Source organism: Kosmotoga arenicorallina S304 (assembly GCF_001636545.1).
Classification (GTDB): Bacteria; Thermotogota; Thermotogae; order Petrotogales; family Kosmotogaceae; genus Kosmotoga_B; species Kosmotoga_B arenicorallina.
The window spans coordinates 1-24,370 of record NZ_JFHK01000008.1 but is presented as its reverse complement, the minus strand read 5'-3'; the positions used below and the strand labels follow the sequence as shown (position 1 = coordinate 24,370).

Here is a 24,370-nt window from a genome sequence, read left to right as displayed (position 1 = left end):
TCGCTCAAGAAGGTCTTTTTTTCCGGGGGGTAACGGGTCAATTTTCTATGGCCCTGGGGGGTCAATTTTATTTGACCACATACATATCAAAGGCAGAAGGTGTATGTTTTTATGAAGCGAAGCGTTAAAATGAACATCAAAATCGTTTTTTATTTTATAATCATTTCTATCGTTTCTGTTGTGGTATTGATCTTATTTGTAGATTTTTTGGGAATGAAATTAAGAAGCGATGAAAAATTGCTTGAGAAGATAGTCCAAAACAATTCTGTGCTTGAAAAAGTGGAGATGCTACATTCACTATATCATGATTATGGAGAAAAAGCATTTGAAACACGGGAATACATTGCAATCAGCCACAACCTTGAAAAAGAACTCAAAACCACTGAGAAATCCCTTGCAGATTTCTCAATCCCTTTTCCATCCGAAACGATACTTTCATTTGTAAAAGCAAACAGTGAATATTCTAAAGTTCCCCCCGAGCTTTACAAGATTGAAAATAGGGTTCAGGAATGGATTAGCTCCAAGGAACAATTTTTATCCAAATTGAGTTCGGTTTCACTCAAAATTGTACTTGTGGTATTTGTTTCTATTGGAATTGGCGTCCTAATAATTGGAAAGGACTTCATGAGATTTACAAACTACATCATTAAAAACACGGAGGTTTTGGATTCATCTATTAACGGTTTTGCTGTAGAACTTAGTCTTCCGCCTCCCATAAGTGAGGCTCAAGCTGTCTTTGCTGTTTTGAGAGAAACAATAAAAGAAATCCAATTCAATCAAGAAGTTCTAAGCCTGGAGGAGGCGGGAACGCTTGAAGATATCATGCCGAAGATATTTGAAACTCTCAATAAACATATGAATGTGGATCGCGCTGCTTTTGCTTTTTTAGATAGCTTCAAAAACGTCATAGCAGAGACAGCAGTGTCAAAAGCTCGGGAAACGCATCTCAAAGAGGGCTTTACTACGAATATTGAAAAAACATCTCTCCAAAAGCTTCTTGATAGCAAGCAAAATAGGATAATAAATGACCTTGAATACTACTATAATAATGTTCACAAGTCAAAACCAACAGAATTACTTTTAAAAGAAGGTATGAAATCGAGCATTACAGTGCCAGTTTTTATGAAAGGAAGCTGTATAGGATTTTTCTTCGTGAACAGTATGAAAAAAGATGCTTTTTCAGAAAAAGAAGCGCTACAGGTAACACGGTTTGCAAACCTCATCAAAGGAATTTCGTTCTCTTCTTACATAAATCAGGAACTCATTGCAAAAGCTACAAGAGCCTTTGCTGACCTCGTAGAGAAAAAGGACAATGAAACGGGGAAACACTTAACGAGAGTTTCACTTTATTCTCATTTGATTGCCTCGAAACTCGCATCAAAAAACAGAAATATTTCACCAAAATTCGTTCGTGAAATGCTTTGGTTCAGTCCGGCACATGATATTGGGAAAGTCGGAATTCCAGATCATATACTCTTAAAACCTGGTAGACTTACGGCAGATGAATTTGAAATCATGAAAACGCATGTGACCATTGGCGAAAAAATCATAGACAACATGAATGAAAGTTTGAAAGGTAATATAGGCATAGATTTCTTAAAAACAGCCAAAGAAATAATTATGGGGCACCATGAAAAATGGGATGGCAGCGGCTACCCGCGTGGGCTGAAAGGCGAAGAAATTCCTCTTGCAGGAAGGATCACAGCGGTCGTTGATGTTTTCGACGCATTGACTTCAAAGCGCTCTTATAAACCCGCTTACTCTTTAGAAAAGTCTCTAAAAATAATGCATAGCGGCCGTGGTTCGCATTTCGATCCCCTTGTATTTGACGCGTTTATGGAGTCTTTTGACGAAGTTAAAATCATCTATGAAAAGTTAAGGGATACAGGCAAAGAGCCAAAAGCCTTTGAAGGAATTAAAATTTTTAATGGTGCTTCCTGATTGCTATTCCCTATTTAAGTGTTCTTTAAACAATTTCGAAGGGTTTTCAATGAATTTTGGTTTAAGAAGATCTAAGAGTTCAATGCTTTTTCCAAAGGGGCAGCTTTTCATACAAATCCCGCAGTCAGTGCCTACCTTTCGCCAGAATCCATAGCACTTTTCCTGATTGACTTGCCATTTGAGGATGCCATCGATTTCCTGGCGAGGGCCTTCTGGTATAGCCCTTCCAGGGCAGGTGGAGGCACAAAGCCCACAAATTTCGCAAAACTTTTCAATTTGTATATCAAGCTTCTGGTCTGGAACGAGAGGCATATCTGTTGTAACAACGCCTATTCTTACAGAAGTGCCATATTTAGGTGTTATAAGAAGCCCATGGCGTCCGATAACGCCTATGCCCGCATCTCTGGCTACCAGAGGTGCTATGATTAGATAATTGCCGTCCATATGAACCCTGGCTCCATACCCAAGCTCTCGGATAAAATAGGCCAGCTGCATTCCTATAACAGCAGCTTCTACATATGCCCTTGAGCTTTCTATTATTTCTGGCAATAGCGGCGCTTTATCAACCCCTTCCCTTTTCATTTCTACGGTGAATGCTATACCGTATGGGAGCAGATCTGTTACCTTTTCTCCATAATGCTCCGGCAATCTGCCTCTGTGGCTGTAATAGTGGTATTCTTGCATTTTGGCAATTCCCGCATGCTTTGCACCATAATAAAGTGCGAGCTTTTTTAGCCTTTCGCTGATATTTTCTGCTTCTATAGGTGTTTTGTTTCCATTTTTCTCGCCCTCAGCGAGCTGTCTTATATCAGCGAGAAATTTGAAGTTAGCATCTGGAATTTTTGCATCTACGGGATCGTATGTCGGGGTTTCTGGTGAACAGAGTTCGGGCATATCCCGTAGCTCATCGTCAATAGCCTTTTTTTCATGGTTTCTAGCGTAATAGTCTTCATAGGCTTTTGAACCCTTTTTGTAGACCATTCTGGCGAACATGGTATCTCTCTCGTCATAACGTTTCAAAAAACCACCACACTTTCAAAATTATCTTCCAATAGATGATGAGCAGATAATCCTGAATCATGTTATACAGATAATACCTTATCTTTCATTGATTTCCCAAAAGAACGTTGAAGTGATATCGGTGAATTGAACAATACCACAATGCTATTCATTATAAGCAGCCTCTTCCCTAACCTTTTTAGCGCGCTTCTCCCATGCTCCTGAGAGAAATCTAAGAACTTTTAAAGACATCCTGTAAGCCATATCCGCCATCATGCCTGTCCATGCACCGAGAAGCCCAAGGTTGAAGTATTTTACCAGCACAAATCCCAGTGGTATCCTTATAAACCACATTGCTGTCATAGAAGCAAACATGGGAAATTTGGTGTCTCCCACTCCTCTGAGCGCGCCTGTGGCAACAAAATCCGTTGCAAGCACAATCTGGAATAGACCGATTAACTTCACAGGAAGCACTGCAATTTCAATTATTGACTTTTCCGAGGTGAATATCCTGATAAAACCCTCAGGCCAGAGGAAGATAAAAGCCCCTATAACAGTTCCAAATCCCAAACCCACAAGCCAGCCCTGTCTTGCTGTTCCGATGACTTTTTTCAAATCACCTGAGCCGTTGAAGTAACCGACGAGAGCCATAACTGCTACATTGATTCCCCAGGCAGGCATGAAAGAAATAGATTCAACATTAATCCCTATTCTGTGAGCTGCATAAGCTTCTGAACCAGCCATTAAAAGGATATTAGCAAATATCAGAATACCAAAGGAAAATGAAAAATTTTCAAAGGCCGTGGGAAGGCCAATGGAGAAGACTTCTTTCACACTTTTCCATGAGCTCTTGACAGGCTTTTTCGTCATGCCTATTCTTTTGTTGGTGTATAGCAGTATAAGTAAAATAACTGAAGCCACTGCTCTTGAAGTAACTGTGGCATAAGCCGCACCTTTTGCACCGAGCTCAGGAAAGCCAAATTTTCCAAAAATCAAGCTGTAATCAAGAAATACATTCAAACCATTGGCTATCATTGCTGCATACATAGGCGAACGGGTATCTCCCGCTCCCCGAAGTGCGGAAGCGATTATAACCATGAAGCTCAAGCCGGGAATACCTGCCAGGACTATTTTCAGGTAATCTGCACCAATCTGCTTGATCGCTTCCTCAGCGGAAGGGAAAAAGATATCAATAAAATTACCTGAAAAAACGGATAATAAAGCAAGTCCCAGGCCTGTTGCCGTGGAGAGATAAACAGCCTGCCAGGCAATGGAATTAACCTTTTTCTTGTTATTAGCACCAAGACTATTCGAAATAAATACCATTGTACCCATCGAAATAGCCACCAATACTGCTTGAAGAATAAAAATTATCTGGTTGGCTGTGCCCACGCCACCAATAGCCCGCCAGTCATAATGACCGAGAAAGGCTGTATCCGCAATGCCCAGCAACATTTGAAGAACATTTTCTCCAATTGCGGGAAGTGCTATGGCAAATAGCCTTTTTCTTATATCAGAAGCTTCATCATGCTTTAAATATGATTTCAATAAACTGTATTTCATATAGCACCTCAACTGTTAATCGAGAAACCGAGATTCAAGAAACCGGGAGCTGCTTTGCAGCTGCTAAGCACGCTGCGCGTGGCTATGACTGGCTATGCCAGTGTTATGAACTCCTTCGGAGTTGCCACGACCAGCTCTGCTGGTGTTTAGAAGTTCTCTCCGAGATCCGAGACTCGAGATTCGAGAAACAAGAAAATCGTTGTACGTTGTGCGTTGTTCGTTGTACGTCAATTATTTCCATCAGTTCTCGGATTCTCTCGGTTCTCGTTCCATTCTCGCCCTTTCGGTTCTCGGCTTTTCAAGCTACGTACAACCTACAACCAACAACCTACAACGAATATCAGCTCTCGGTTCTATACACAGCCGGTTCAAACAATGTTCGGATTCCTAACAATTTTACGTCAATCACCTTTGAATTTCAACTGTAAGCTGAATGCCTTTGATTTCCAGAATAAACGCATAAAATCACTATTCTAAAAAAACATTTCTAAAAATTGTATAAAAAATGAAATGTGGATTATGCCTGTAGCTTTTAAAATGCAACTGCTCCTAAAAAATAACAGAACGATAATTGCATTGAAAATAATACGAGCTATCATATTAATAAATTAAATCGAATAATGGACGAAGCGGTTATTATAGAGGTGATATCATGGAAAGAAGGAGGGGATTTTCACTTACAGAAGTACTTGTTGCAATGGCTGTTTCGAGCATTGTTCTGCTTTCTGTTGTGGTGGTTTCTAATTTGTCTTTTAAAATGTCAAATCAGCTTAAAGCTTCAATGGAACTCGATTCAGAAATTGTAAAACTTCATACTTCAATTCAAAATATCATTTCACGCCAATGGACTTTGGTTGCGACAATTTCGGAAATCTCGGATCTTCAAGCACCTTCTGAAAGCTCAATTACGTTGATATCAAATATACCTGCAAATAACCAGACGGGCTGGGTAACAGCTGTCTCCACTATTACATATGATTCAGAGAGCAGGGCATTAATTTATATTTTGCCAAAAGATGATTCCGGCGCTCTTATCAATTCCATTATTGCAAACAATATAGATTCCTTTAGCGTGAGTCTTATACCTGATACGGATTATATAAAATACGATGCAACACTTACTTATTACAGCCCTTCTTCGTTACCCATAGCACAAAAGCATACAGAAGGGGCGGTGAGGTTCTATTAAAAGGGGATTCTCGTTGATCGAAGTGCTATTGGTTTTAGCCATCCTTTCAATCTTCATATCTTCAGGTATATTCCTGGCTCTTAAATACAAAGAGCTTTCAACGAGTATTTCGCGAACCTCAGAAATAGAGGCAGTTATGAAGCTCGTTGAAAACCATTTAAGGCATAACTCGCGCCTTCGCGATCTTATCGGAAATGATGATATTGATGATTTCATGATTTCTTTGAAAAGCAATTTAAATGAGCACTATTTACCCTTATCGGGATTTGATAGTTTTGAAATTAGTTCATTGAGCTATGATGGTGTTCAGGGATATAGCGATCTGTACAGATTTACTGTGGCAATTATGGACAAAGCCACTAACAAGGAAGTGATGGGATATGTTTTCATATCATCACTTTAAGCCAAGAAATAAAGGATTTGCTCTTCCACTAACCATGATTTTGCTCATTTTTGGCACCCTTATCCTTTTGGCAGTTGGCACTCAATTGAATAGAACTGCAAATGAGCTGAATAGCTTCAAAATAGTTTCAGAGAAGCAGACCATCCTTGAAAATGCCATAGAGGCAGCTGGGTATATCCTGGTTGAAAACAATTCCCTGGAACTGTCATCTACCTGGGATGGCATAGAGTATTTCAAGCAGAAAATCGGCAACCGCTCAGGGATTGAAACTTACTACTGGGTGCAATATCTAAACCAATTAACGCCAGAGACTCCGTGCATAGATCTGAGTAGTTATATTAACGCATTAAGTAATGACCCGGCACTTGGAAACGGGAAATACGCCTTTGATGTGTATGCTTATGAAATTGGAAACAAGTATCTTGTAACAGCTACACTGAAGGATAGTGAATCAGGAGAACCCGTAAGCAAAGCGGGGGCAGGCCTTGTTGCGGATGTGATTGATGTTTATTTACCTGCGGTTAGGTTCGCGGCATCAGATAGAATATTTTCGGTGATGAGAAAAGTAGGCGGCGGAAAAAGAAATCCGAAGATAGTGGGGGACTTGATTTATGGAAAAGCGATTATTTTGGATGATGTCAATATCCTTCTCACTGACTCCAGTACACCCGGGGAAATTATTACTGGAACGTTAACTGCAAAGTCTGTTAGCATAGAAAATGTCGAAGAGCTTTATCCTGGCTGGTATCATCATATCTCTGAAGATCCATATACTATTTATCAGAAATGGAAACAGGAATACCTTGATACTTTTCCAGCTTCCTCAATTGAAATTACCCTTGACGAAAACCATAATGTGCCTTCTTTTGATCCCGATGTGACGTTTATCATAACAGCCCCTGATGGAGATCCTTCGCCGGAATTTAATGTCTTTTTTGATACAGATGGCTTGAGAATTGAGTATGGGCCCAAAGCCTTTACCGTTCCTTCATCAGCAGTTTCTGAGAACATGATAAATATCAAAGTGATGGGAGATGCCATTATAGGAGACGACCCACATAAAATTAGCCCGGTAACAGGAAAATACAATATAGCTGTGTATGGTGATGTGTACATTAATACCAACATTTCATATAACTATCTGGTTGATTACGTCAACAACGGAAAAGGCGGTTCACTAGTTGCAAATAAAACAAAAAATGTTTCCATATCACTGATCAGCGATATGCTAAATGGAAGCTGGGAAGATGTACTTTCCCTTGCCGCTGTTGGAGGGGATCTCAAGATACTATTTGGAAATTCCAGAAGAACGCATGGAAATAAAACAATAATGGGAAACCTGCTTTCCTTAAAAGATGGTGGAAAAGGCGGAGATGTGGCTTTTCCCGATATTCAAAACGCCGTAAAGGGTAAAGGACACTCACCTCAGCTATTTGCTTTCGGAGCTTTGACCTCTTATACTTTCGACAAAGATCATTATACAACGGATGCCTTGAAGTCAATCGTTGCCGTTGCGGGATATATTGACCCTTCACAAAGCCTTGATTCTCTCAATTCTTCACGGAGAATAATTGGAATGATGACGTGGTAAATGTTCTATCAGATTTTTATAACTTCGCGGTTGTTTAGCTCTCTGAGATTCTTGATATTCCCGCCATCAACGTACCTGTCGATAGGTTCGCTGGATATTATCTTCACATCCTCCTGCTCCATGTAGAAGAGTGTATGTAGCTTATCGGTGTCTTCTGCACAGTATTTCATAACCCAGATGTTTTCAAGATCGCTCAAAATGCAAGTTAGGGAACTGAATTTTCTTTCATTTTCGATTTTTTTTGCCGCTTCGAGCAGCGCGCTTTCCGGTGAATTGTTCATCAGCTCTTCAAGAATTATTTTGAAGAAATATTGTGAATCAATAATTCCTTCAGTCTTTATACCATGTATTGTCCCGTTATGTGCGAACAGCCACGTTTTTGGGCAGATTTCCGAGACAAAGGGATGCACATGATGCAGATTTAAGGCATATCCCGGTGAGGCTTTTCTGGCATGAAAAATTCCCAGATTTATTTCCATAAAGGGGGGTGCATAATCCCATATGTGTTTTAAGCTTTTGAAAACGCCATATTCATTTCCGGTAGAATAAGCAAAACCAAAGCCATCGCCATGCGGACTTCTCAATCCCTTTTCTGCCATTCTTTTTAATGCCAGAAAATACAGTCCTGGATCTGTAAGAGTTTCTGATTTAACAGCAAGCATCCTGCACATCACTATCCCCCCTTTTCATAGATAACGAGAGCCGAGAATGGAACGAAACCCGAGAATCCGAGAAACCGAGAGCTGCTTTGCAGCGGCTAAGCATGCTGCGCGTGGGTATGACTGGCTACGCCAGTGTTATGAACTCCTTCGGAGTTGCCACGACCAGCTCTGCTGGTGCTTAGAAGTTCTCTCGGGGCTCGCTCCATTCTCGGGATCTCGGATTCCCGTCCCATTCTCGTCCTCTCGGTATCCGGTTTTCGTTTTCAAGCCGCAACGTAGTTGCGCATAGCCGTGACGGAGTCACGCATAGCCTGAGCGCAGCTCAGCACAGCCCCGACAAAGCCGGATACGGCGTCCGCAAGCCTCAGTATTTGAGCGTCGCTCCACCAGCTGGCAACCTCGCAAACGTCATGCTTTTTCTCGCCTTCTCGGCTCTCGGTTTCTCGAATCTCTTATTATTCTTTAATAACTTCATCTATAAAGTATCTATGTATTCTCACATCGTCAGTTAATTCAGGGTGAAATGAAGATGCGAGTATGTTGCCGTATCTTACAAGTACTGGTGCATTTTTATAGATTGATAGCACCTCAACCGATTTATCCCAATCAACGATTATTGGAGCCCTTATGAATACCGCATTGAAAGAGTTGGCTCCAATAGCCGGTATTTCGAGCTCTACTTCAAAACTGTCTACCTGTCGTCCATAGCCGTTTCGTTCTACTCTTACCGGGAGAGCCTTTAATGAATCTTGATCGGGATAATTCTCTATCTCATAGGCCAGCAGGACAAGCCCCGCGCAGGTGCCATAAACAGGGAAGCCGTTTTGAAGCATCTGATAAAGGGGTTCCCAGACTTCGAACCTTTTCATAAGCTTTATCATGGTAGTAGATTCGCCTCCGGGCATTATAAGGCCTGAAATTTTCTCCAATTGTTCTGGCCTTTTGACCCAGATGACTTCATGTCCGAGCCTTTCAATCATCCTTAGATGTTCCTGAATATCGCCTTGAATACCGAGAACCCCGATTTTCAAATTACCAGCCCCTCTCCTGAAGTTTCACTTCAAGTTCTTCAATATCTTTGCCTTCCATGGGTTGCCCTATATCTTCGCTTATCTTTGCGAGTATTTTTGGGTCATCCCAATGGAGAACAGATTCCACGATGGCTTTGCCCATTTTTCTGGGATCTTTGGATTTAAAGATACCCGAACCTACGAACACACCGTCAGCGCCAAGTATCATCATGAGAGCAGCATCAGCAGGTGTTGCAACCCCGCCAGCGGCGAAATTGACAACCGGGAGCCTTCCCAATTCTCTAACCTGCTTCAAGATTTCAACAGGCGCTCCAATTTCCTTACCGTAATGGACGAGCTCTTCATCTGACATGAGCTTGACTTTTCTAATCTCTTCGTTCACTGTTCTCATGTGTTTAACCGCTTCGATTATATTTCCTGTTCCTGCTTCACCCTTTGTTCTTATCATGGCTGCTCCCTCAGCGATTCTTCTAACCGCTTCTCCCAGATTTCTGGCGCCACAGACAAAGGGAACGGTGAACTGGTGCTTGTCTACATGATACCTGTCGTCTGCTGGTGTGAGCACCTCTGATTCGTCGATAAAGTCAACACCCACGGCCTCAAGGATTCTCGCTTCAGCGATATGGCCTATTCTTACTTTCGCCATTACGGGAATTGATACTGCTTCCATAATGCTCTTGATAAGGCGAATGTCTGCCATCCTTGCCACTCCGCCTTCTTTCCTTATGTCAGCAGGGACTCTCTCCAATGCCATAACGGCAACCGCACCGGCTTCCTGGGCGATTTTCGCCTGCTCAGGAGTCGTCACGTCCATGATCACGCCATTTTTGAACATTTCCGCAAAACCCTTTTTTACTGCCCATGTACCTTTCTTTTCCATTTTAGACACCTCACTTTATTCATATTCCCAATAATCCTTTTCCACTATCTCCAATCTTGAAAAATCTCCCTTTGCCCTTCCATATTTAGCACAGGGTTTACCATTTACTTCGACAATATCAGCGGTAAAATCAACTTTGTCTTTCAATAGCTTTGAGCCTACCCCGTAGACATCTGCTGGTACTTCAAGTTTTTCAAAGAGCTCTATCTTATTGGCATCAAAGCCTCCGCTTACGACTATTTTCAATCCTTGCATCCCGTGCTTGTCGAATTCTTTTCTTGCAATCCAGACGAGTTCCGGGCAAACTCCCAGAGATGAAGAGTCTTTGGGGGTCACCGAGCGGTCGCGCAGACTCCCTGAAGTATCGAACCTTACTCCCCAGATTTTTCCCTTTCCCGGGCCTATGACTATTGATGGATCACTTGTCCCGAGAATGAATTTTTCGCCCGTAGCCCTTTCAAAGAATTTTCCTATTACTTTATAAGTTGTGTTTATAACATCATTATCCCAATCGACAAGCACAATTCGGTTAACAGAAGGTTTTATATGCTCGTCAAAGGCAACAGCTGCGTCTTCTGTGCTGCCGTTATATGCCGCGATCAGTGCATGGGGAATCGTTCCAAGGCTTTCAACTCCCCAATAATCAGCGTTGGCGTCGGTAGAAACCCCGAAAGCTCCGGCTTTTAAAGCAGCATAACCATCAATGGCTTGAGTCCAGAAGTGATCAAAGCGCGCGCTGAAAAATAAAATCGGTTTGCCTTTGGAAGCCTTTACCACTTTTCTTACAGCTGTCGCGGTTGATGAAGCGCGTGCAAGCACTCCCAGTAAGACCGTTTCAAGATATCCAAAATACCGTGGGTCGCCTTCAATAGTCATCACAGGCTCCATGTTCCTGGCCTCATCGCCGTCGTAAAGGGCCTTAACCTCTATTTCTTCCCATTTATCCACCCACAAGCTGTTCAGCTGCATTTTCAATGCCCACTTTTTTTCAGATAGATCCATAAGGGATTTTCTATCCATTTCCCACGCTGCAAACTGGATAGATCTCTCTATCTTCAAAATCTCGTTGAACAATTCATCCGCACGGGCTTCATCACTATAATAACCTGTTCCAAACCTTAAAATTGCCAGGGCTTCATCAATTCCCACAACCACTGCGTCACTTCTCGGGAAATACTGATACAATACTCTGGTTGACTTGTTGGCGCGCTTGAGAACTGTTACATAGCGTGTGAAATATTTGTCTGAGTAATAACCGGTTCTTATCTTGTCAATGGGTACCTTAAAAACCCTTGGGTCTAACCTTTTTCTCATAAAATTTCAACTCCCAGAACTTCTTTCATTTCTCTCAAAGCGAATCTGTGCAGTTTTTCATCATACGAAGCAGTTCCCTTTTCATGAACAACAACTTTGTACTCCCTGTTACACAGTTCTTCAACCGTAAAGAGGACACAGATATTTGTGGCCACTCCAACAACGTGGATTTCTTCAATGTTCAGGCTCTTCAAGAGCCCTTCGAAGTTCGTGTCGAAAAATGCGCTGTATTTTCGCTTTTTTATTGTATAGTGCTTTTCATAGTTTTTCAGAGAATCGTCCAACTCCATTATAAGAGCAGCGCCCTCGGTTTTTTCAACGCAGTGGGGCGGCCATTTTTCGAACTCCGGATCGTGCACCTTATGCCAGTCCATGGTCGTTATGATGGGAACTCCTTCTTTTTTAAACATTTCAACCAATGAAAGAATGTTCGGTATTATGCCCTCTACACCATTGGAATATAGAGTGCCTGTGGGTTTCACAAAATCATTCTGGATATCGACAATTAACAGTGCTTTCATTCCACCACCCCTATATGATTCTAACTCAGAAAATCAATACCTTCAACGGAAGAAGACACCAGAAAAACGAGGAGCTCAAGGCTCCTCGCACATTTTTCTTTCTTTTGTGAAGGAATATTATATCCAGTCGATGGAAAGCTTTGACATCTCTGATTTAATGAATAACTGGCATACTTTCTTTGCTGTCTCAATATTTCTTGAGACATAGCCATTTTCCCTGTAAACCAACTCATCGAAGCTGCTCCAGTTAAGCTCGCCCTGATGGACTATAATAACTCCGACTTCCCTTGGAACTCTGAGATTAAGGGACGTGATTTCACAGTCAATATCAATTCTTGAATCCCTTAATTTCGAGGGCACAACGGATAAGCGTGAAATATTAGATCTTATCGAAGCATTGTCCAGCTTTATATTAGAAAAATCAAGCACAGCATCAACGCCATCAAGGGTAGCGTTAAACCTGACAACGGGGGAACTGTTCAATTCCACGTTTATCCTCGATTTTGTCAAAACGCTTGATACGCCAGCTTTGGCTTTGCATTTTGCTTTCAAAACAGCGCTGTTTCTTTCTTTGTTGTAGTTCAGGCTACCTGAAAAACTCTTTTTGTCAAAACTGAGCGTCGCATCTATACCTTTGTCTCTCTGAGTGTCCAGAAGCAAGACTTTTGTCAAATTGGCATCGATGTCCACATTGTATTCATCTGCTTCAAGAGGCCTTGATATCGATAGGTTCTGTCTGGAGCTTTTTGGGGTTCTCCTCATGAATTTTGAATTTCCGAATATTGACATGAGTCCCCAGCCAACAAGGTAAGAACCTATCATCGCCAGGAAAAGCTCCCAGAAGCCCCAATCTACTCCCCAGATACCAAAGGCGTCTATTATCAATATGCCTGAAAAAATCAAGCTCCCAAGATGTTCGCCACTGGGGTACTTGAAAACCTTCACGCCGCTGTTCAAAAATAGTGCGGCAAATATCAACTGAACTACAAACCAGAAAGATATTGCAATTGAGCTGATTCCCGATAGTATGATGACTATTCCAATGAAGATAGCAATTATCGCGCCAATTTTCACACCTGCTCACCACCCTTACTTTCTTCTGCATTTTTGGTGTTTTCCTGCGATAACAATTTGTCTATTTCCTCAGCCGTGTAACCAATGATTTCCAGGATCTGCCTTGTATACTCTTCGGTCAATTTCCCTTCTTCAAAAAGGCGTAAAGTTTTCTCTGTTTCTTCATCTAATTTCTTATCGTCTATAATGACTTCCTCTTTACGTTTCAGAGGCTCTTTTATCGTTTCTGTCGAACTGGAAACTTTGAGCACCAGATCGCCGGAAACGCTTGAACAATGTATTTTTTCAGATGGACTTTCATCTTCCGTATGGTAATATTTCCCTTCGCTTTTCATAGCAAATTCTGAATTCATTTCGCCGCTAACGCTTGAGAAATAAACAGCAAGCGATGGAACATCGCTGTAAGCAAAAATTGCGTCACCACTAACTGTCGAGATTTTCACATTCCTTTTGTCTGCAGGCAAAATCCCAACACTTATATCTCCTGATACGCTTTTGAAAGAACCATCGTTGAAGTTGGACGATCTGAGAATTATATCGCCGCTCACAACATTAACTTCTATTTGGTCGGAAGCCGTGTTAACAATTCTTATATCGCCTGATGCGGAAGAAACTTTCAAATATTCAAGATCGAAATCAGCAATATCCATATCTCCTGAAGCGTTACCGATATTTAAGCGAGCTATGCTTTCAGGTACGAATATTGTGGCACTTTCAGCATCTTCGCTTTTGAAAATATTCAGAAAGCCCCATTGCCCTCCTTTCTTAGAAAGCTTCAATTCAAATGAGGGCCCGTGCTTTTCAACAACTGGTTCATAGTCCTTTTTGTCGGTTTCGACTATCACTTTCATCTGCTTTTCAAGAGTCGACTTTACTTTGATGTCAGACGAAGCTGCTGTGATTTTCAGTCTCTTAATTTCTGAAAGGTCATATGTGAACTCTTTAATCATTTCTTATCCCCCTCTCAGCTAATCATTCTGATAATAACTTTTACGTCTTCAGTGTCAATTTCAATTGGATCGGATGTTTTCATGACTTCCTTTACCATTTCGTCAAGATCAATATCAAGATCAACACCATTTGCCCGTATATTCTTGTTTTTCAAAAATCTTGATGCAAAGGAAGCGAGATTCGCTGGAATTACTATATTCGCTTTTTTCTCGCCGGTGAATTTATCCAATACGAGAATACTCAGCTTCTTTCCCTTTGTTCTGTATTCGGGCTCAGCCTCCTCCACAATTTCCTTTATGAGGTTATAACCGTCTTCGGGATTGATCTTGTGGTCATAAACCAACCTCAGGATCTTCAAGATTTCTTCTCTATTCATTAAGAGCACCTCACTTTCTCTTTTTAATTCTTTTTAGCATTTCAAGGGCTTCTCCGGGATTTAACTCCCCAGCCTCCAATTTTTCGAGAATATTTACGGTTTCCTCTTTCTCATCTTCTAACACTTCAAAACCCATCGAGCGCACTATATCCTCGAGTCTGTTTTTTGCAGTGGGATATGAAATATTCAATTCCTTCTGAACTTCTGAAAGATTGCCACGGTTCTTGATAAAAATTTTCAAAAAATAGAGTTGATCAGGCGAAAGCTTCATTATTTCATCGAGTTCAAACCTGCCTTTAATAGTAGTTCCACAGCTATCACAGTGATATTCTGTTATAACGAGTTTCTCGCCACAAACGGGGCAGTTGGTAATTCTCTTCTCCTTCATATAAACACCTCCTTAAGACCTTGTATTTTCATTATACTCTCTTATGTTCATAAATGTCAAGGATAAGTTTAATAATTTTTATTTGAAATTAAAAATTATCCATTCAAATTCAAAAAAATCAATTTTGTAGCAAAATGCCTCAAAATTGGAAGGATACCTGAGATTTTTTAGAATAACCCCTCTTCTTGCAAATTGGTTGGAAATAATCGTGTACAAAAGGAATGGTGAAAATAATCTTCATATTTTATAATATGGTGAAAATATTCTTCTTATCTTGGGCCTAAAGGCCTTCAAAGGGGAGGTAGATTATATGAAAAAACTGCTTGTAGTAGCTCTTATGCTTCTTCTTGTCGCCAGCATAGCCTTTACAGCCAAAATTACATTCTGGACGACAGAGACTGAGAGCAACAGACTTCAGAGGATCAGGACACTTGCTACATTATTTAAGGTAAGATATGGTGTCGAAGTTGAAGTAGTTCCTGTGGAAGAAAATGATCTTCTTAGGCAGATTCCCATCGCGAAAGCCTCTGGAACCCTTCCAGATGTTATCGAAGGCGGAATTGAGCCAATGCTCCTTCTTGGCAGTGAGGGTCTCCTTGAGGAAAAACTTGCCACGGATATAATCAACGAATTTGGCGACATCTATACCGGTGCATCAAGATTGCTTTCTAACGGGAAAGGCGGCTTTTTTGCTGTACCTTTCCATGCGTGGGTGCAGGGTATCTGGTATAGAAAAGATATGCTCGAAGCCAAAGGACTTGAAGCACCTCTTACCTGGGACAGCATTCTGAAAGCAGCAAAGGAATTGCACGATCCAGATAACGGTGTATACGGTATTATTCTTCCCAAGAAAGATGATGCTTACGCCGAACAGGTCTTCACAGAAGTTGCACTTGCAAACGGTGCAAGGCCGATTGACCTCAATGGCAACATTATGTTCAATACCCCTGAAATGATAGAAGCCTTTGCATTCTACAAGGAGCTTGGAAAATACTCCAAACCCGGCTTCACAACTGTTCTTGATGCTTTAAAAGGATACCTTTCAGGGGAAGCTCCGATGATTTTCTATTCCACCTATATTATGGATGATATTGCTGTTGAAGAAGTTCAGAGAGGAAGAATAGACAAGTACGATCCTAAACTTGTTGAAAACACAGGATTTGCCAACTACATGACAAACACAAGACCTACTTCTTATGGACAGGTTGTAGCCCTTGGAATCACAACCGAAACCAAAAACAGAATCGAAGCCAAGAAATTCATTGAGTTCTTGATGACCGGAAGTAATTACATTTACTGGCTCCACATGGCTCCTGGCGGAATGAATCCAACAAGAAAATCCATCGCCGCTGATCCAAAATTCCTTGAAAATCCTGTCCTTGAAAGATATGGAAGCGAAAAGATTCAGGAGATAATTGCCGCTCTCGAAAATGTCGAAAGATTTGACTTCTATGAAGGGCATGTTCTTACTGAAATGAGCAAAATTTCTGGTGCTTTCATCATCGGAAAAGCAATTAATCTCATGTTTGCAAATGACTGGACACCAGAAAAAACAGCAGCTTGGGCTCAGGCAGAAACCGAAAAACTCCTTGGCAAATAATTTTTCTTGATCAACCTCCGGCGGCTTTCTGCCGCCGGTTTTTTGGAGGTGTCTGATGACGCAATCGGTCAAGGTAAGCACACTTAAAATCAAAGAAAGAAATCTCGGCTGGAAATTGATAATACCCACAATCTTAATAATCGCAGCCTTGATTATCTATCCGGTGATTTACAATATCTATCTCAGCTTCTATGATGTTTCGATTAGCCCTGGAAAGCCAAATGTTTTTGTTGGCTTTCAAAATTATGTGGATGTATTAACTGACTCGGATTTCTGGATATCTTTTAGCAAAACCCTTGCCTTTACTTTGCTGACAGTAGTTGGGAGTATCCTTGTTGGACTTGTTGTAGCTTTAATGATGAACAGGAAGTTTATAGGTCGAACCCTTGTCAGGGCGATGTTGTTGCTTCCTTATATAACCCCTTTAATAGCCATTGTCTTTGCCTGGCGATATGTTTTTCTTCCAATCGATGGTCCTTTGATAAGATTACTTTCAACGATAGGTATAGTGGATCCTGGCGTTGATTTGATAAACAACCCAAACAATGCTTTTTGGGTTGTTACTATCTTCAACATCTGGCGAAATTTTCCTTTCGTATATTTGATGATCCTTTCAAGGCTTCAATCTATTTCGAAAACTCTTTATGAAGCAGCAGAGATCGACGGCGCGAATGCCTGGCAGAAATTCAGGAGCATTACCTTGCCAGAATTGTACTTCGTAATTGGTTCTGTCGCATTGTTAAGAGGCATCTGGAATTTTTACAAGTTTGACGAGGTTTACTTAATGTCAAAATTCGCGGGAACTTTGCCATTATATATTTATGAAAAGGCGTTTCTTGGTGTTCCCGAGCAAGGAGTCGCAGCAGCTATTGCTACCATCCTCTTTGTGGGTATGATGGCTCTTATAGGCTTCTATGTGAAGAAGGTGTTGAAATGGTGAGAAAGAAAAATATTGCCAAGAAAATTGGCTTTTACATATTAGTGTTGATGCTTGTTGTTTTTGTGGCTTATCCTTTTGCATGGATGTTATCCATTTCTTTTCGCTATGACACTGATGCTTTCGAGAAAGGTATCATCCCTGAACGGCCAACGCTCAGGCAATATGGCGAACTGCTCGGCCTGGTAAAATCCATAAGAGAAGAGCTATCGCAGGAAGAACAGCAAATGATGGAACTAATAAAAGATTTGCCCCCTGAACAGCAGGAAGCCTTTCTTGCGGAGATAACAGCGCAAAGGAAAAAAGAAACCTTCCCCTTCCTGAGGTTTTTCAAAAATAGCCTCTTTCTGGCCGGAATCTCGGCACTTATAAGCCTTATCATAGCTATTTTTGGTGCCTATTCTTTCAGCAGGCTTGAATATAAAGGTAGAGGCGTGGTTCAGAGAAGCGTTCTGGTCGTGTACCTTTTTGGCGGTACAATACTTGCCGTTCCCCTTTATCAGATATTCGTCAAATTGGGGCTCTTCGGTTCGGGAACAAGAGCGTATATAGCCCTTATAATAATATATGTTGTACAGACCTTGCCTGTTTCTCTATATATGCTCGGTAATTATTTTAGAACGATACCCTATTCAATTGAAGAAGCTGCGATAATAGATGGATGTAGCAGGCTTCAAACAATCTTTAAAGTAGTAGTTCCCCTATCGCTTCCGGCTATTATTACAGTCTATATATACGCCTTCATGATAGGCTGGAACGAGTTCCTTTTTGTATCGATATTCGCCCGTCCTTATCCCGAATACTATACTCTTCCCATAGGGCTCAACGAGTTGTTCAATTCAGCACATGCTATTTGGGGTAAAATGATGGCGGCGTCTGTCATGACAGCACTTCCAGTGATAATAATGTTTACGATAATGGAAAAATACCTCACAGGCGGACTCACCGTTGGAGGAGTTAAGGAATAGGTAGATAGAAATACATATAACCAAAACCTTGGATACATGTAGGAGGAGATAATATGTTTGCTGTACCCAAAGAAACACAAAGTAAACTAAGCGCTTTTAAAGATATTACTGTTGTAGTAGGGATACCCAGCTATAACAATGCCGAGACAATTGGACACGTTGCTAAAGTTGCGGCAAAAGGCATAGAGGAATTCTTTGGTGGAAAAGGCTTGATTATCAATTCTGACGGAGGTTCAAGCGATAAAACCATGGAAGCCTTTATGGAAACTGACACGGGCAGCATACCAAAGATCGCTTTTCAATATATCGGTATACCTGGAAAGGGAAGTGCAATGAGGTCTGTGATGGAAATCTCTGCCGCTTTGAGAGCCCCGGTTACCATATTCCTGGATTCCGATCTCAGGAGCGTCCAGCCCTGGTGGCTTGAAAGGCTGGGAAAGCCGATAATTCAGGGGAAAACTTCCTACATCACCCCATATTATGTTAGGCACAAATATGATGGCACGATAACAAATAACATATGCTATCCGCTAACATCAGCCCTATACGGTATTGAAATTCGCCAGCCTATTGGCGGTGACTTTGGCGTCGGATTGGAAATGGTAGATATATACATGAGTAAGCCAAAAGAAGTCTGGGAAAGCGATGTTGCGAAGTTTGGTATAGACATATGGATGACTACAACCGCCATAAATGAATCACAGCATAAACCGATGCAAGCCGCTCTTGGAGCAAAAATTCACGATGTGAAAGACCCGGGTAAGCATTTAGGACCAATGTTCAGCCAGGTTGTAGGCACACTTTTTTCATTGGTTGAAGAATACAGCGAAAGCTGGATGAAAACCACAACGATTGAAAAAACAGATATTTACGGTGATATACCCGAAGTCATGCCTGAACCCCTTGAGGTCGACCTTAAAAATCTTGTAGCAAAGACAAAATCAGGGATTGAAGATAACCTTGATCTTGCGAAGGAGATACTACCTGATGATGTTTATAATATATATGAAAGAATAAAGGATAACGGCAAGCTAAATGAAGAAAATTGGGTAACGCTCATATACAAACTCGCGGGTCTGTTTAGAAAGAGAGAGCTGAGGGAATCGATAATTTCAATATTAATACCAGCATATTTTGGAAGAGTTGCAGATTTTGTCGAAAAAACCCTTGATCTTTCCACCAATGAAGCCGAAGAGAAGATAAAAGATATGATGGAGTTGTTCCTCAGCAGGAAGGGTGAGTTTATAAGGGAGTGGTAAGTATTGATAATTCCAAAGCTTAAAGGGCTTTACGATTCATTGGGCACTTCTGAAAAGAAAGTAGCCAACTATATTATCACCCGTGCGGATGATGTAATTCATTACACGATAACAGAACTGGCACATTTTTCAGGTTCCAGTGAGGCAACTGTATACCGGCTTGTGAAAAAGCTCGGGTTTAGCGGGTATCAAAGTTTCAAAATAGCTCTTGCGCGTGAACTTAGCGTTCCTCAGGAAAGCATTTACGAGGAAGTTTCAAATGACTTTGAAGGGTTTGTGAAAAGCATTCTTCAAGACAACATCCATATTGCTGAGGAAACCCTTCAAATACTCAATCTCGATGAGCTCAAGAAGACAGTAAAGATGATCACCAACGCAAGAAGGGTTCTCTTTTTTGGAGTAGGCCGCTCAGCGGTAGTTGCAGAGAGTGCCAGCTTGAATTTTGCCCTTCTGGGTATACCAACTGAGTGTTATATTGATCCTCATACTCAGGTTATGGTGGCCTCCGGGCTGGGTGAAAAAGACCTTGTGGTTGGAATATCGCATACAGGTACCATTAGAGACACGATAAAATCTCTTCAAATTGCAAAAGAAGCTGGCGCTTCGACAATTGTTATCACCTCTGGAATGAATTCGCCTATCGTGGAAACAGCAGATATAGTGCTTTATACTGCCACGAAAGAACCCTCAAAGAGTGAATTCACTCTGAGCAGAATAGGCGAGCTTCTGGTGCTTGACATATTGTATAAATGTGTGGTTTCGGAGCTTGGTTCTACGGTGAAAAAACATTTCAACCGCCTTGAAGAAATTTTGAAACCTAAACGCTATTAATCAAAAGAATCATAAACCGGGGATGCTTCCCCGGTTTTTTGATGCTAAAATATGGTTAGCATATCTAACTATCGGGGTGCTTTATGAAAGCTGCACATTTACTAGTCTTATATACAGCTGTAACGGGCGTTGGTGGCTCTATGTTCCGGGTGGTGTTCAACCTCTTTCTCAGGGAACAGGGGTTCTCCAATGATTTTATCGGATCAGTTACCTCCGCTTCTTTATGGGGTTCGGCGCTGCTTGGGCTTGCAATCGGGATACTCGCAGATAGAACAGGAAAGAAGAAGATTATTGCGCTGGCTTCATTTCTTGTGCCTGTAACTGGTATTCTTATGATACTTCAAATTCCCAAAACAGCGTTGCTTACGCTCTCTTTTTTCAGAGGAGGGTTCTTTTCAATTGGCTTCACTGTAATCACGGCTGCCTTAACAATGACAACGGATCATGGAAACAGAGCAAAAATTTTCGGTGCGAATTTTGGGATCTCAATGGGAGCAGGGGTTTTTGGAAATTTTCTTGGTGGGCTTTTTGGCGATTTGATTGGCTTAAAAGGAACAATTGTAATTTCAATGGTGCTATATCTGCTTTCGATAGTCCCGGTGTCCTTTATCAAATTTATCGACTTCAAGAGCTCTATCAAAGAAATATTCAATTTCAACGGATTGGACAAATCTCAATGGAAAATACTTCTGCTTTACTTTGGAGCCAATGCAACTGTTGGATTTGGTGCAGGGCTATTCATCCACTTTGGAAATTTGATTTTCAAAGACCTTTTCGGGCTTTCCGCAACAATGATTGGTATATCACTTTCTATTGCGCAGATTGGTACGGCCGCTGGCGCGATTTTCTCACACAAATTAGGCAAAAAGTTTGGGCCTTTGAAATTTGCTTTTTTAATGCAGTTGCTGGTTGTGCCATTGATTTTTTCTCTCGCTTATGTTAGAGAGCCTTTTGCTTTTACGGGTCTTTATGCCTTCAGGTTTGTCTTCATGAATATAACAGTTCCCATAATGAACTCTGTGGTTTTCTCCAGATTACCACGGGAGAAACTCTCTACAATATCCGGGGTCAACGGGTTATTGAATAATTCATTGAGAGCAATTGCAGCAATGTTTTTCGGTCAGATTGTAGGAGCTTCGATTATAGGCTATTCCAGGCTGTTTCTTATTAGCACATTTTTCTACGCACTGAATGCGCTTATTGCCTTTGCCATTTATCGCCTCTATGAGCGTGGAAAGCAAACAAGGCAGCTTTTCAATTAAGTTGAAGCTCGCTTTTTAGCAGTAATCGAAGTTATAACTAATAAGGTTAAATTCATCAGGATACTACAGGTTTCATTTTCCAAATAAAAAGTCCTTATTCATTCGTTTGTTTGACATGGTGCAAATGAATTCACAGATTGCCAAGGGAGTAGAAAGGAATTCGTAACTTGACAGTGAGAGGGAGTGATGGTAATATAGGAACTGCCGGCGCGAAGTGAGCTGGCAAAGGGAAGAAGAGGGTCATTGAAAAATGGATAGCGGTCCCAGTCAATAGATAGTGAGAGAAGAGCCATGGATGGAGGGTTTGATCCTGGCTCAGGGCGAACGCTGGCGGCGTGCTTGACACATGCAAGTCGAACGCCGAAGCCCCCTTCGGGGGGTGATAGGAGTGGCGAACGGGTGAGTAACACGTGGGAACGTATCCTGTGATGGGGGATAACTACTCGAAAGGGTAGCTAATACCGCATAAGCCCGAGAGGGGAAAGGCGCAAAAGCGTCGTCACGGGAGCGGCCCGCGGACCATCAGCTAGTTGGTGAGGTAAAGGCTCACCAAGGCGACGACGGATAGCCGGCGTGAGAGCGTGGCCGGCCACAAGGACACTGAGACACGGGTCCTACTCCTACGGGAGGCAGCAGTGCGGAATTTTGGTCAATGGGCGAAAGCCTGAACCAGCGACGCCGCGTGCGGGAAGAAGGCCTTCGGGTCGTAAACCGCTGTGGTAAGGGACGAATACTTCACAGAGTGGAAAGCTGTGGAGGGGGACGGTACCTTACTAGAAAGCCCCGGCTAACTACGTGCCAGCAGCCGCGGTAATACGTAGGGGGCGAGCGTTGCCCGGAATCACTGGGCGTAAAGGGAGCGTAGGCGGCCTGTTAAGTCGGCTGTGAAAAACCGGAGCTCAACTCCGGTCCTGCGGTCGAAACTGGCAGGCTTGAGGACGGTAGAGGGAGACGGAACAGCTGGTGTAGGGGTAAAATCCTTAGATATCAGCTGGGACGCCGGTGGTGAAGACGGTCTCCTGGGCCGGACCTGACGCTGAGGCTCGAAAGCTAGGGGAGCGAACGGGATTAGATACCCCGGTAGTCCTAGCCCTAAACGATGCTCACTAGGTGTGGGGTTCGTAGAGGACTCCGTGCTGAAGCTAACGCGATAAGTGAGCCGCCTGGGGAGTACGCCCGCAAGGGTGAAACTCAAAGGAATTGACGGGGGCCCGCACAAGCGGTGGAGCGTGTGGTTTAATTCGAAGCTAAGCGAAGGACCTTACCAGGGCTTGACATGCTGGTGGTAGTGAACCGAAAGGGGAACGACCTCTCTCTGAGAGGAGCCAGCACAGGTGGTGCACGGCCGTCGTCAGCTCGTGCCGTGAGGTGTTGGGTTAAGTCCCGCAACGAGCGCAACCCCTGCTCTTAGTTGCCAGCGGTTAGGCCGGGCACTCTAAGAGGACCGCCGCCGACGAGGCGGAGGAAGGGGGGGATGACGTCAGGTGTCGTGCCCCTTATGTTCTGGGCGACACACGCGCTACAATGGGATGGACAGAGGGAAGCGAGGTCGCGAGGCTGAGCTGAACCCGAAACCATCTCTCAGTTCGGATTGCAGGCTGCAACCCGCCTGCATGAAGCCGGAATCGCTAGTAATCGCGGATCAGCCATGCCGCGGTGAATACGTTCCCGGGCCTTGTACACACCGCCCGTCAAGCCACCCGAGTTGGTAACACCTGAAGACGGGGATCCTAACCGAAAGGGGGGACCCTGTTTAAGGTGGGACTGGCGAGGGGGGCTAAGTCGTAACAAGGTAGCCCTACCGGAAGGTGGGGCTGGATCACCTCCTTTCTAAGGAGTACGACGGACCGCTATCCATTTTTGAGCGATACCTCAGGTCATTGAAAAGTGCATAGGAGAAGGTAAAGGTGCAAAGGGCACACGGGGGATGCCTGGGCAGCAGGAGGCGAAGAAGGGCGTGGCAAGCTGCGAAAAGCCGCGGGTAGGTGCAAGCGACCGTTGAACCGCGGATACCCGAATGGGGGAACCCGGCTGGTAGAGATACCAGTCATCGCTAAGTGCGAGGCGAACCCGGTGAAGTGAAACATCTCAGTAACCGGAGGAAGAGAAATCAAAAGAGATTCCCTGAGTAGTGGCGAGCGAAAGGGGAGGAGCCTAAACCGTGCCAGTGTAGAAGTCTGTGGGCGTTGCTGGTACGGGGTAGAGGGACACAGCTGGGCGTAGCCACAGATACGCCGGTGTACCGTAGCGTCTAGCTGAAAGGTCTGGGAAGGCCTGCCGGAGAGGGTGAAAGCCCCGTAGGCGAAAGGCGTGAAGGGCACTGGGCAGTGATCCCGAGTAGCGCGGGGCACGAGGAATCCCGCGTGAATCAGGGGGGACCACCCTCCAAGGCTAAAGACTCCCTGCTGACCGATAGAGGAACAGTACCGTGAGGGAAAGGTGAAAAGCACCCCGGGAGGGGAGTGAAAGAGTACCTGAAACCGTGTGCCTACAAGAAGTGGGAGCCCGAGAGGGTGACCGCGTGCCTTTTGATTAATGAGCCTGCGAGTTATCGTAGCTGGCGAGGTTAAGCCGGGGGAGGCGAAGCCGAAGGGAAACCGAGTCTGAAGAGGGCGAGAGTCAGTTGCGAT

General features: G+C 43.0%; 21 protein-coding genes and 2 rRNA genes. 12 read left to right on the top strand and 11 right to left on the bottom strand.

Annotated features, from left to right (window positions below):
- Window positions 1-111 precede the first annotated feature (111 nt).
- The gene (locus tag AT15_RS06015) at window positions 112-1,941 is read left to right on the top strand and encodes an HD domain-containing phosphohydrolase (protein WP_068347453.1); all 1,830 of its coding nucleotides are present in this window, start codon (window positions 112-114) and stop codon (window positions 1,939-1,941) included.
- Window positions 1,942-1,944: 3 nt separating this feature from the next.
- On the opposite strand, the gene AT15_RS06010 is transcribed toward AT15_RS06015, so the two are convergent.
- Both AT15_RS06010 and AT15_RS06005 read right to left on the bottom strand, forming a co-directional pair.
- On the bottom strand, window positions 1,945-2,961 hold the full coding sequence (locus tag AT15_RS06010; protein WP_068347451.1) for a 4Fe-4S dicluster domain-containing protein: 1,017 nt from the start codon (window positions 2,959-2,961) through the stop codon (window positions 1,945-1,947).
- Between the two features lie 144 nt (window positions 2,962-3,105).
- The gene (locus AT15_RS06005; protein ID WP_068347449.1) at window positions 3,106-4,503 is read right to left on the bottom strand and encodes an MATE family efflux transporter; all 1,398 of its coding nucleotides are present in this window, start codon (window positions 4,501-4,503) and stop codon (window positions 3,106-3,108) included.
- 652 nt (window positions 4,504-5,155) lie between these two features.
- Between AT15_RS06005 and AT15_RS06000 the strand changes: the two genes are divergently transcribed.
- The 3 genes from AT15_RS06000 to AT15_RS05990 are packed head-to-tail and all read left to right on the top strand — an operon-like array spanning window position 5,156 to window position 7,686.
- Window positions 5,156-5,692 carry a prepilin-type N-terminal cleavage/methylation domain-containing protein gene (locus AT15_RS06000; RefSeq protein ID WP_068347438.1) on the top strand — a complete coding sequence of 179 codons (537 nt, stop codon included), beginning with the start codon at window positions 5,156-5,158 and terminating at the stop codon, window positions 5,690-5,692.
- Window positions 5,688-6,095 (top strand): type II secretion system protein, encoded by a 408-nt coding sequence (locus AT15_RS05995; protein ID WP_084251551.1) that lies wholly within the window; start codon window positions 5,688-5,690, stop codon window positions 6,093-6,095. Before AT15_RS06000 ends, AT15_RS05995 begins: the two co-directional genes overlap by 5 nt.
- Window positions 6,073-7,686 (top strand): hypothetical protein, encoded by a 1,614-nt coding sequence (locus tag AT15_RS05990; protein ID WP_068347434.1) that lies wholly within the window; start codon window positions 6,073-6,075, stop codon window positions 7,684-7,686. The genes AT15_RS05995 and AT15_RS05990 overlap by 23 nt, the downstream gene beginning before the upstream one ends.
- Before the next feature lie 8 nt (window positions 7,687-7,694).
- Here AT15_RS05990 and AT15_RS05985 read toward each other — a convergent pair whose 3' ends face one another.
- The 9 genes from AT15_RS05985 to AT15_RS05945 form a co-directional block, all read right to left on the bottom strand.
- Complete coding sequence (locus tag AT15_RS05985) at window positions 7,695-8,357, bottom strand: class II glutamine amidotransferase (RefSeq protein WP_068347432.1); 663 nt, start codon at window positions 8,355-8,357, stop codon at window positions 7,695-7,697.
- A gap of 446 nt (window positions 8,358-8,803) precedes the next feature.
- Window positions 8,804-9,379 carry a pyridoxal 5'-phosphate synthase glutaminase subunit PdxT gene (gene pdxT, locus AT15_RS05980; protein WP_068347430.1) on the bottom strand — a complete coding sequence of 192 codons (576 nt, stop codon included), beginning with the start codon at window positions 9,377-9,379 and terminating at the stop codon, window positions 8,804-8,806.
- 1 nt (window position 9,380) lies between these two features.
- Window positions 9,381-10,259: a pyridoxal 5'-phosphate synthase lyase subunit PdxS gene (pdxS, locus tag AT15_RS05975; protein ID WP_068347428.1), complete on the bottom strand. Its 879-nt coding sequence runs from the start codon at window positions 10,257-10,259 to the stop codon at window positions 9,381-9,383.
- A 15-nt stretch (window positions 10,260-10,274) separates the two neighbouring features.
- Window positions 10,275-11,573, bottom strand: coding sequence for a nicotinate phosphoribosyltransferase (locus AT15_RS05970; protein ID WP_068347426.1), 1,299 nt, complete (start codon window positions 11,571-11,573; stop codon window positions 10,275-10,277).
- Complete coding sequence (locus AT15_RS05965; protein WP_068347424.1) at window positions 11,570-12,094, bottom strand: cysteine hydrolase family protein; 525 nt, start codon at window positions 12,092-12,094, stop codon at window positions 11,570-11,572. The genes AT15_RS05970 and AT15_RS05965 overlap by 4 nt, the downstream gene beginning before the upstream one ends.
- A 117-nt stretch (window positions 12,095-12,211) precedes the next feature.
- Window positions 12,212-13,168 (bottom strand): hypothetical protein, encoded by a 957-nt coding sequence (locus AT15_RS05960; protein WP_068347422.1) that lies wholly within the window; start codon window positions 13,166-13,168, stop codon window positions 12,212-12,214.
- On the bottom strand, window positions 13,165-14,118 hold the full coding sequence (locus tag AT15_RS05955) for a DUF4097 family beta strand repeat-containing protein (RefSeq protein ID WP_068347420.1): 954 nt from the start codon (window positions 14,116-14,118) through the stop codon (window positions 13,165-13,167). The genes AT15_RS05960 and AT15_RS05955 overlap by 4 nt, the downstream gene beginning before the upstream one ends.
- A gap of 14 nt (window positions 14,119-14,132) precedes the next feature.
- Window positions 14,133-14,495, bottom strand: coding sequence for a hypothetical protein (locus AT15_RS05950; RefSeq protein WP_068347418.1), 363 nt, complete (start codon window positions 14,493-14,495; stop codon window positions 14,133-14,135).
- A 10-nt stretch (window positions 14,496-14,505) separates the two neighbouring features.
- Complete coding sequence (locus tag AT15_RS05945) at window positions 14,506-14,883, bottom strand: DUF2089 domain-containing protein (protein ID WP_068347416.1); 378 nt, start codon at window positions 14,881-14,883, stop codon at window positions 14,506-14,508.
- Window positions 14,884-15,193: 310 nt separating this feature from the next.
- Here AT15_RS05945 and AT15_RS05940 point away from each other — a divergent pair, with 310 nt between their 5' ends.
- From AT15_RS05940 to AT15_RS05905, 8 genes are all read left to right on the top strand, one after another.
- Complete coding sequence (locus tag AT15_RS05940; RefSeq protein ID WP_068347414.1) at window positions 15,194-16,483, top strand: ABC transporter substrate-binding protein; 1,290 nt, start codon at window positions 15,194-15,196, stop codon at window positions 16,481-16,483.
- Window positions 16,484-16,538: 55 nt separating this feature from the next.
- The gene (locus AT15_RS05935; protein ID WP_068347412.1) at window positions 16,539-17,423 is read left to right on the top strand and encodes a carbohydrate ABC transporter permease; all 885 of its coding nucleotides are present in this window, start codon (window positions 16,539-16,541) and stop codon (window positions 17,421-17,423) included.
- A complete protein-coding gene (locus AT15_RS05930) occupies window positions 17,417-18,388 on the top strand; it encodes a carbohydrate ABC transporter permease (protein ID WP_068347410.1) in 972 nt (323 codons plus the stop codon). Before AT15_RS05935 ends, AT15_RS05930 begins: the two co-directional genes overlap by 7 nt.
- A gap of 53 nt (window positions 18,389-18,441) precedes the next feature.
- Entirely contained in the window at window positions 18,442-19,647 is a 1,206-nt protein-coding gene (locus AT15_RS05925) for a glycosyltransferase family protein (RefSeq protein ID WP_201029943.1), read from the top strand.
- Between the two features lie 3 nt (window positions 19,648-19,650).
- Window positions 19,651-20,478 (top strand): MurR/RpiR family transcriptional regulator, encoded by an 828-nt coding sequence (locus AT15_RS05920; protein WP_068347408.1) that lies wholly within the window; start codon window positions 19,651-19,653, stop codon window positions 20,476-20,478.
- A gap of 83 nt (window positions 20,479-20,561) precedes the next feature.
- Window positions 20,562-21,740, top strand: a complete 1,179-nt coding sequence (locus AT15_RS05915; protein ID WP_068347406.1) for an MFS transporter — start codon at window positions 20,562-20,564, stop codon at window positions 21,738-21,740.
- Between the two features lie 292 nt (window positions 21,741-22,032).
- A 16S ribosomal RNA gene (locus AT15_RS05910) occupies window positions 22,033-23,570 on the top strand.
- Between the two features lie 70 nt (window positions 23,571-23,640).
- Window positions 23,641-24,370: ribosomal RNA gene (locus AT15_RS05905) — 23S ribosomal RNA — on the top strand; the annotation flags it as partial.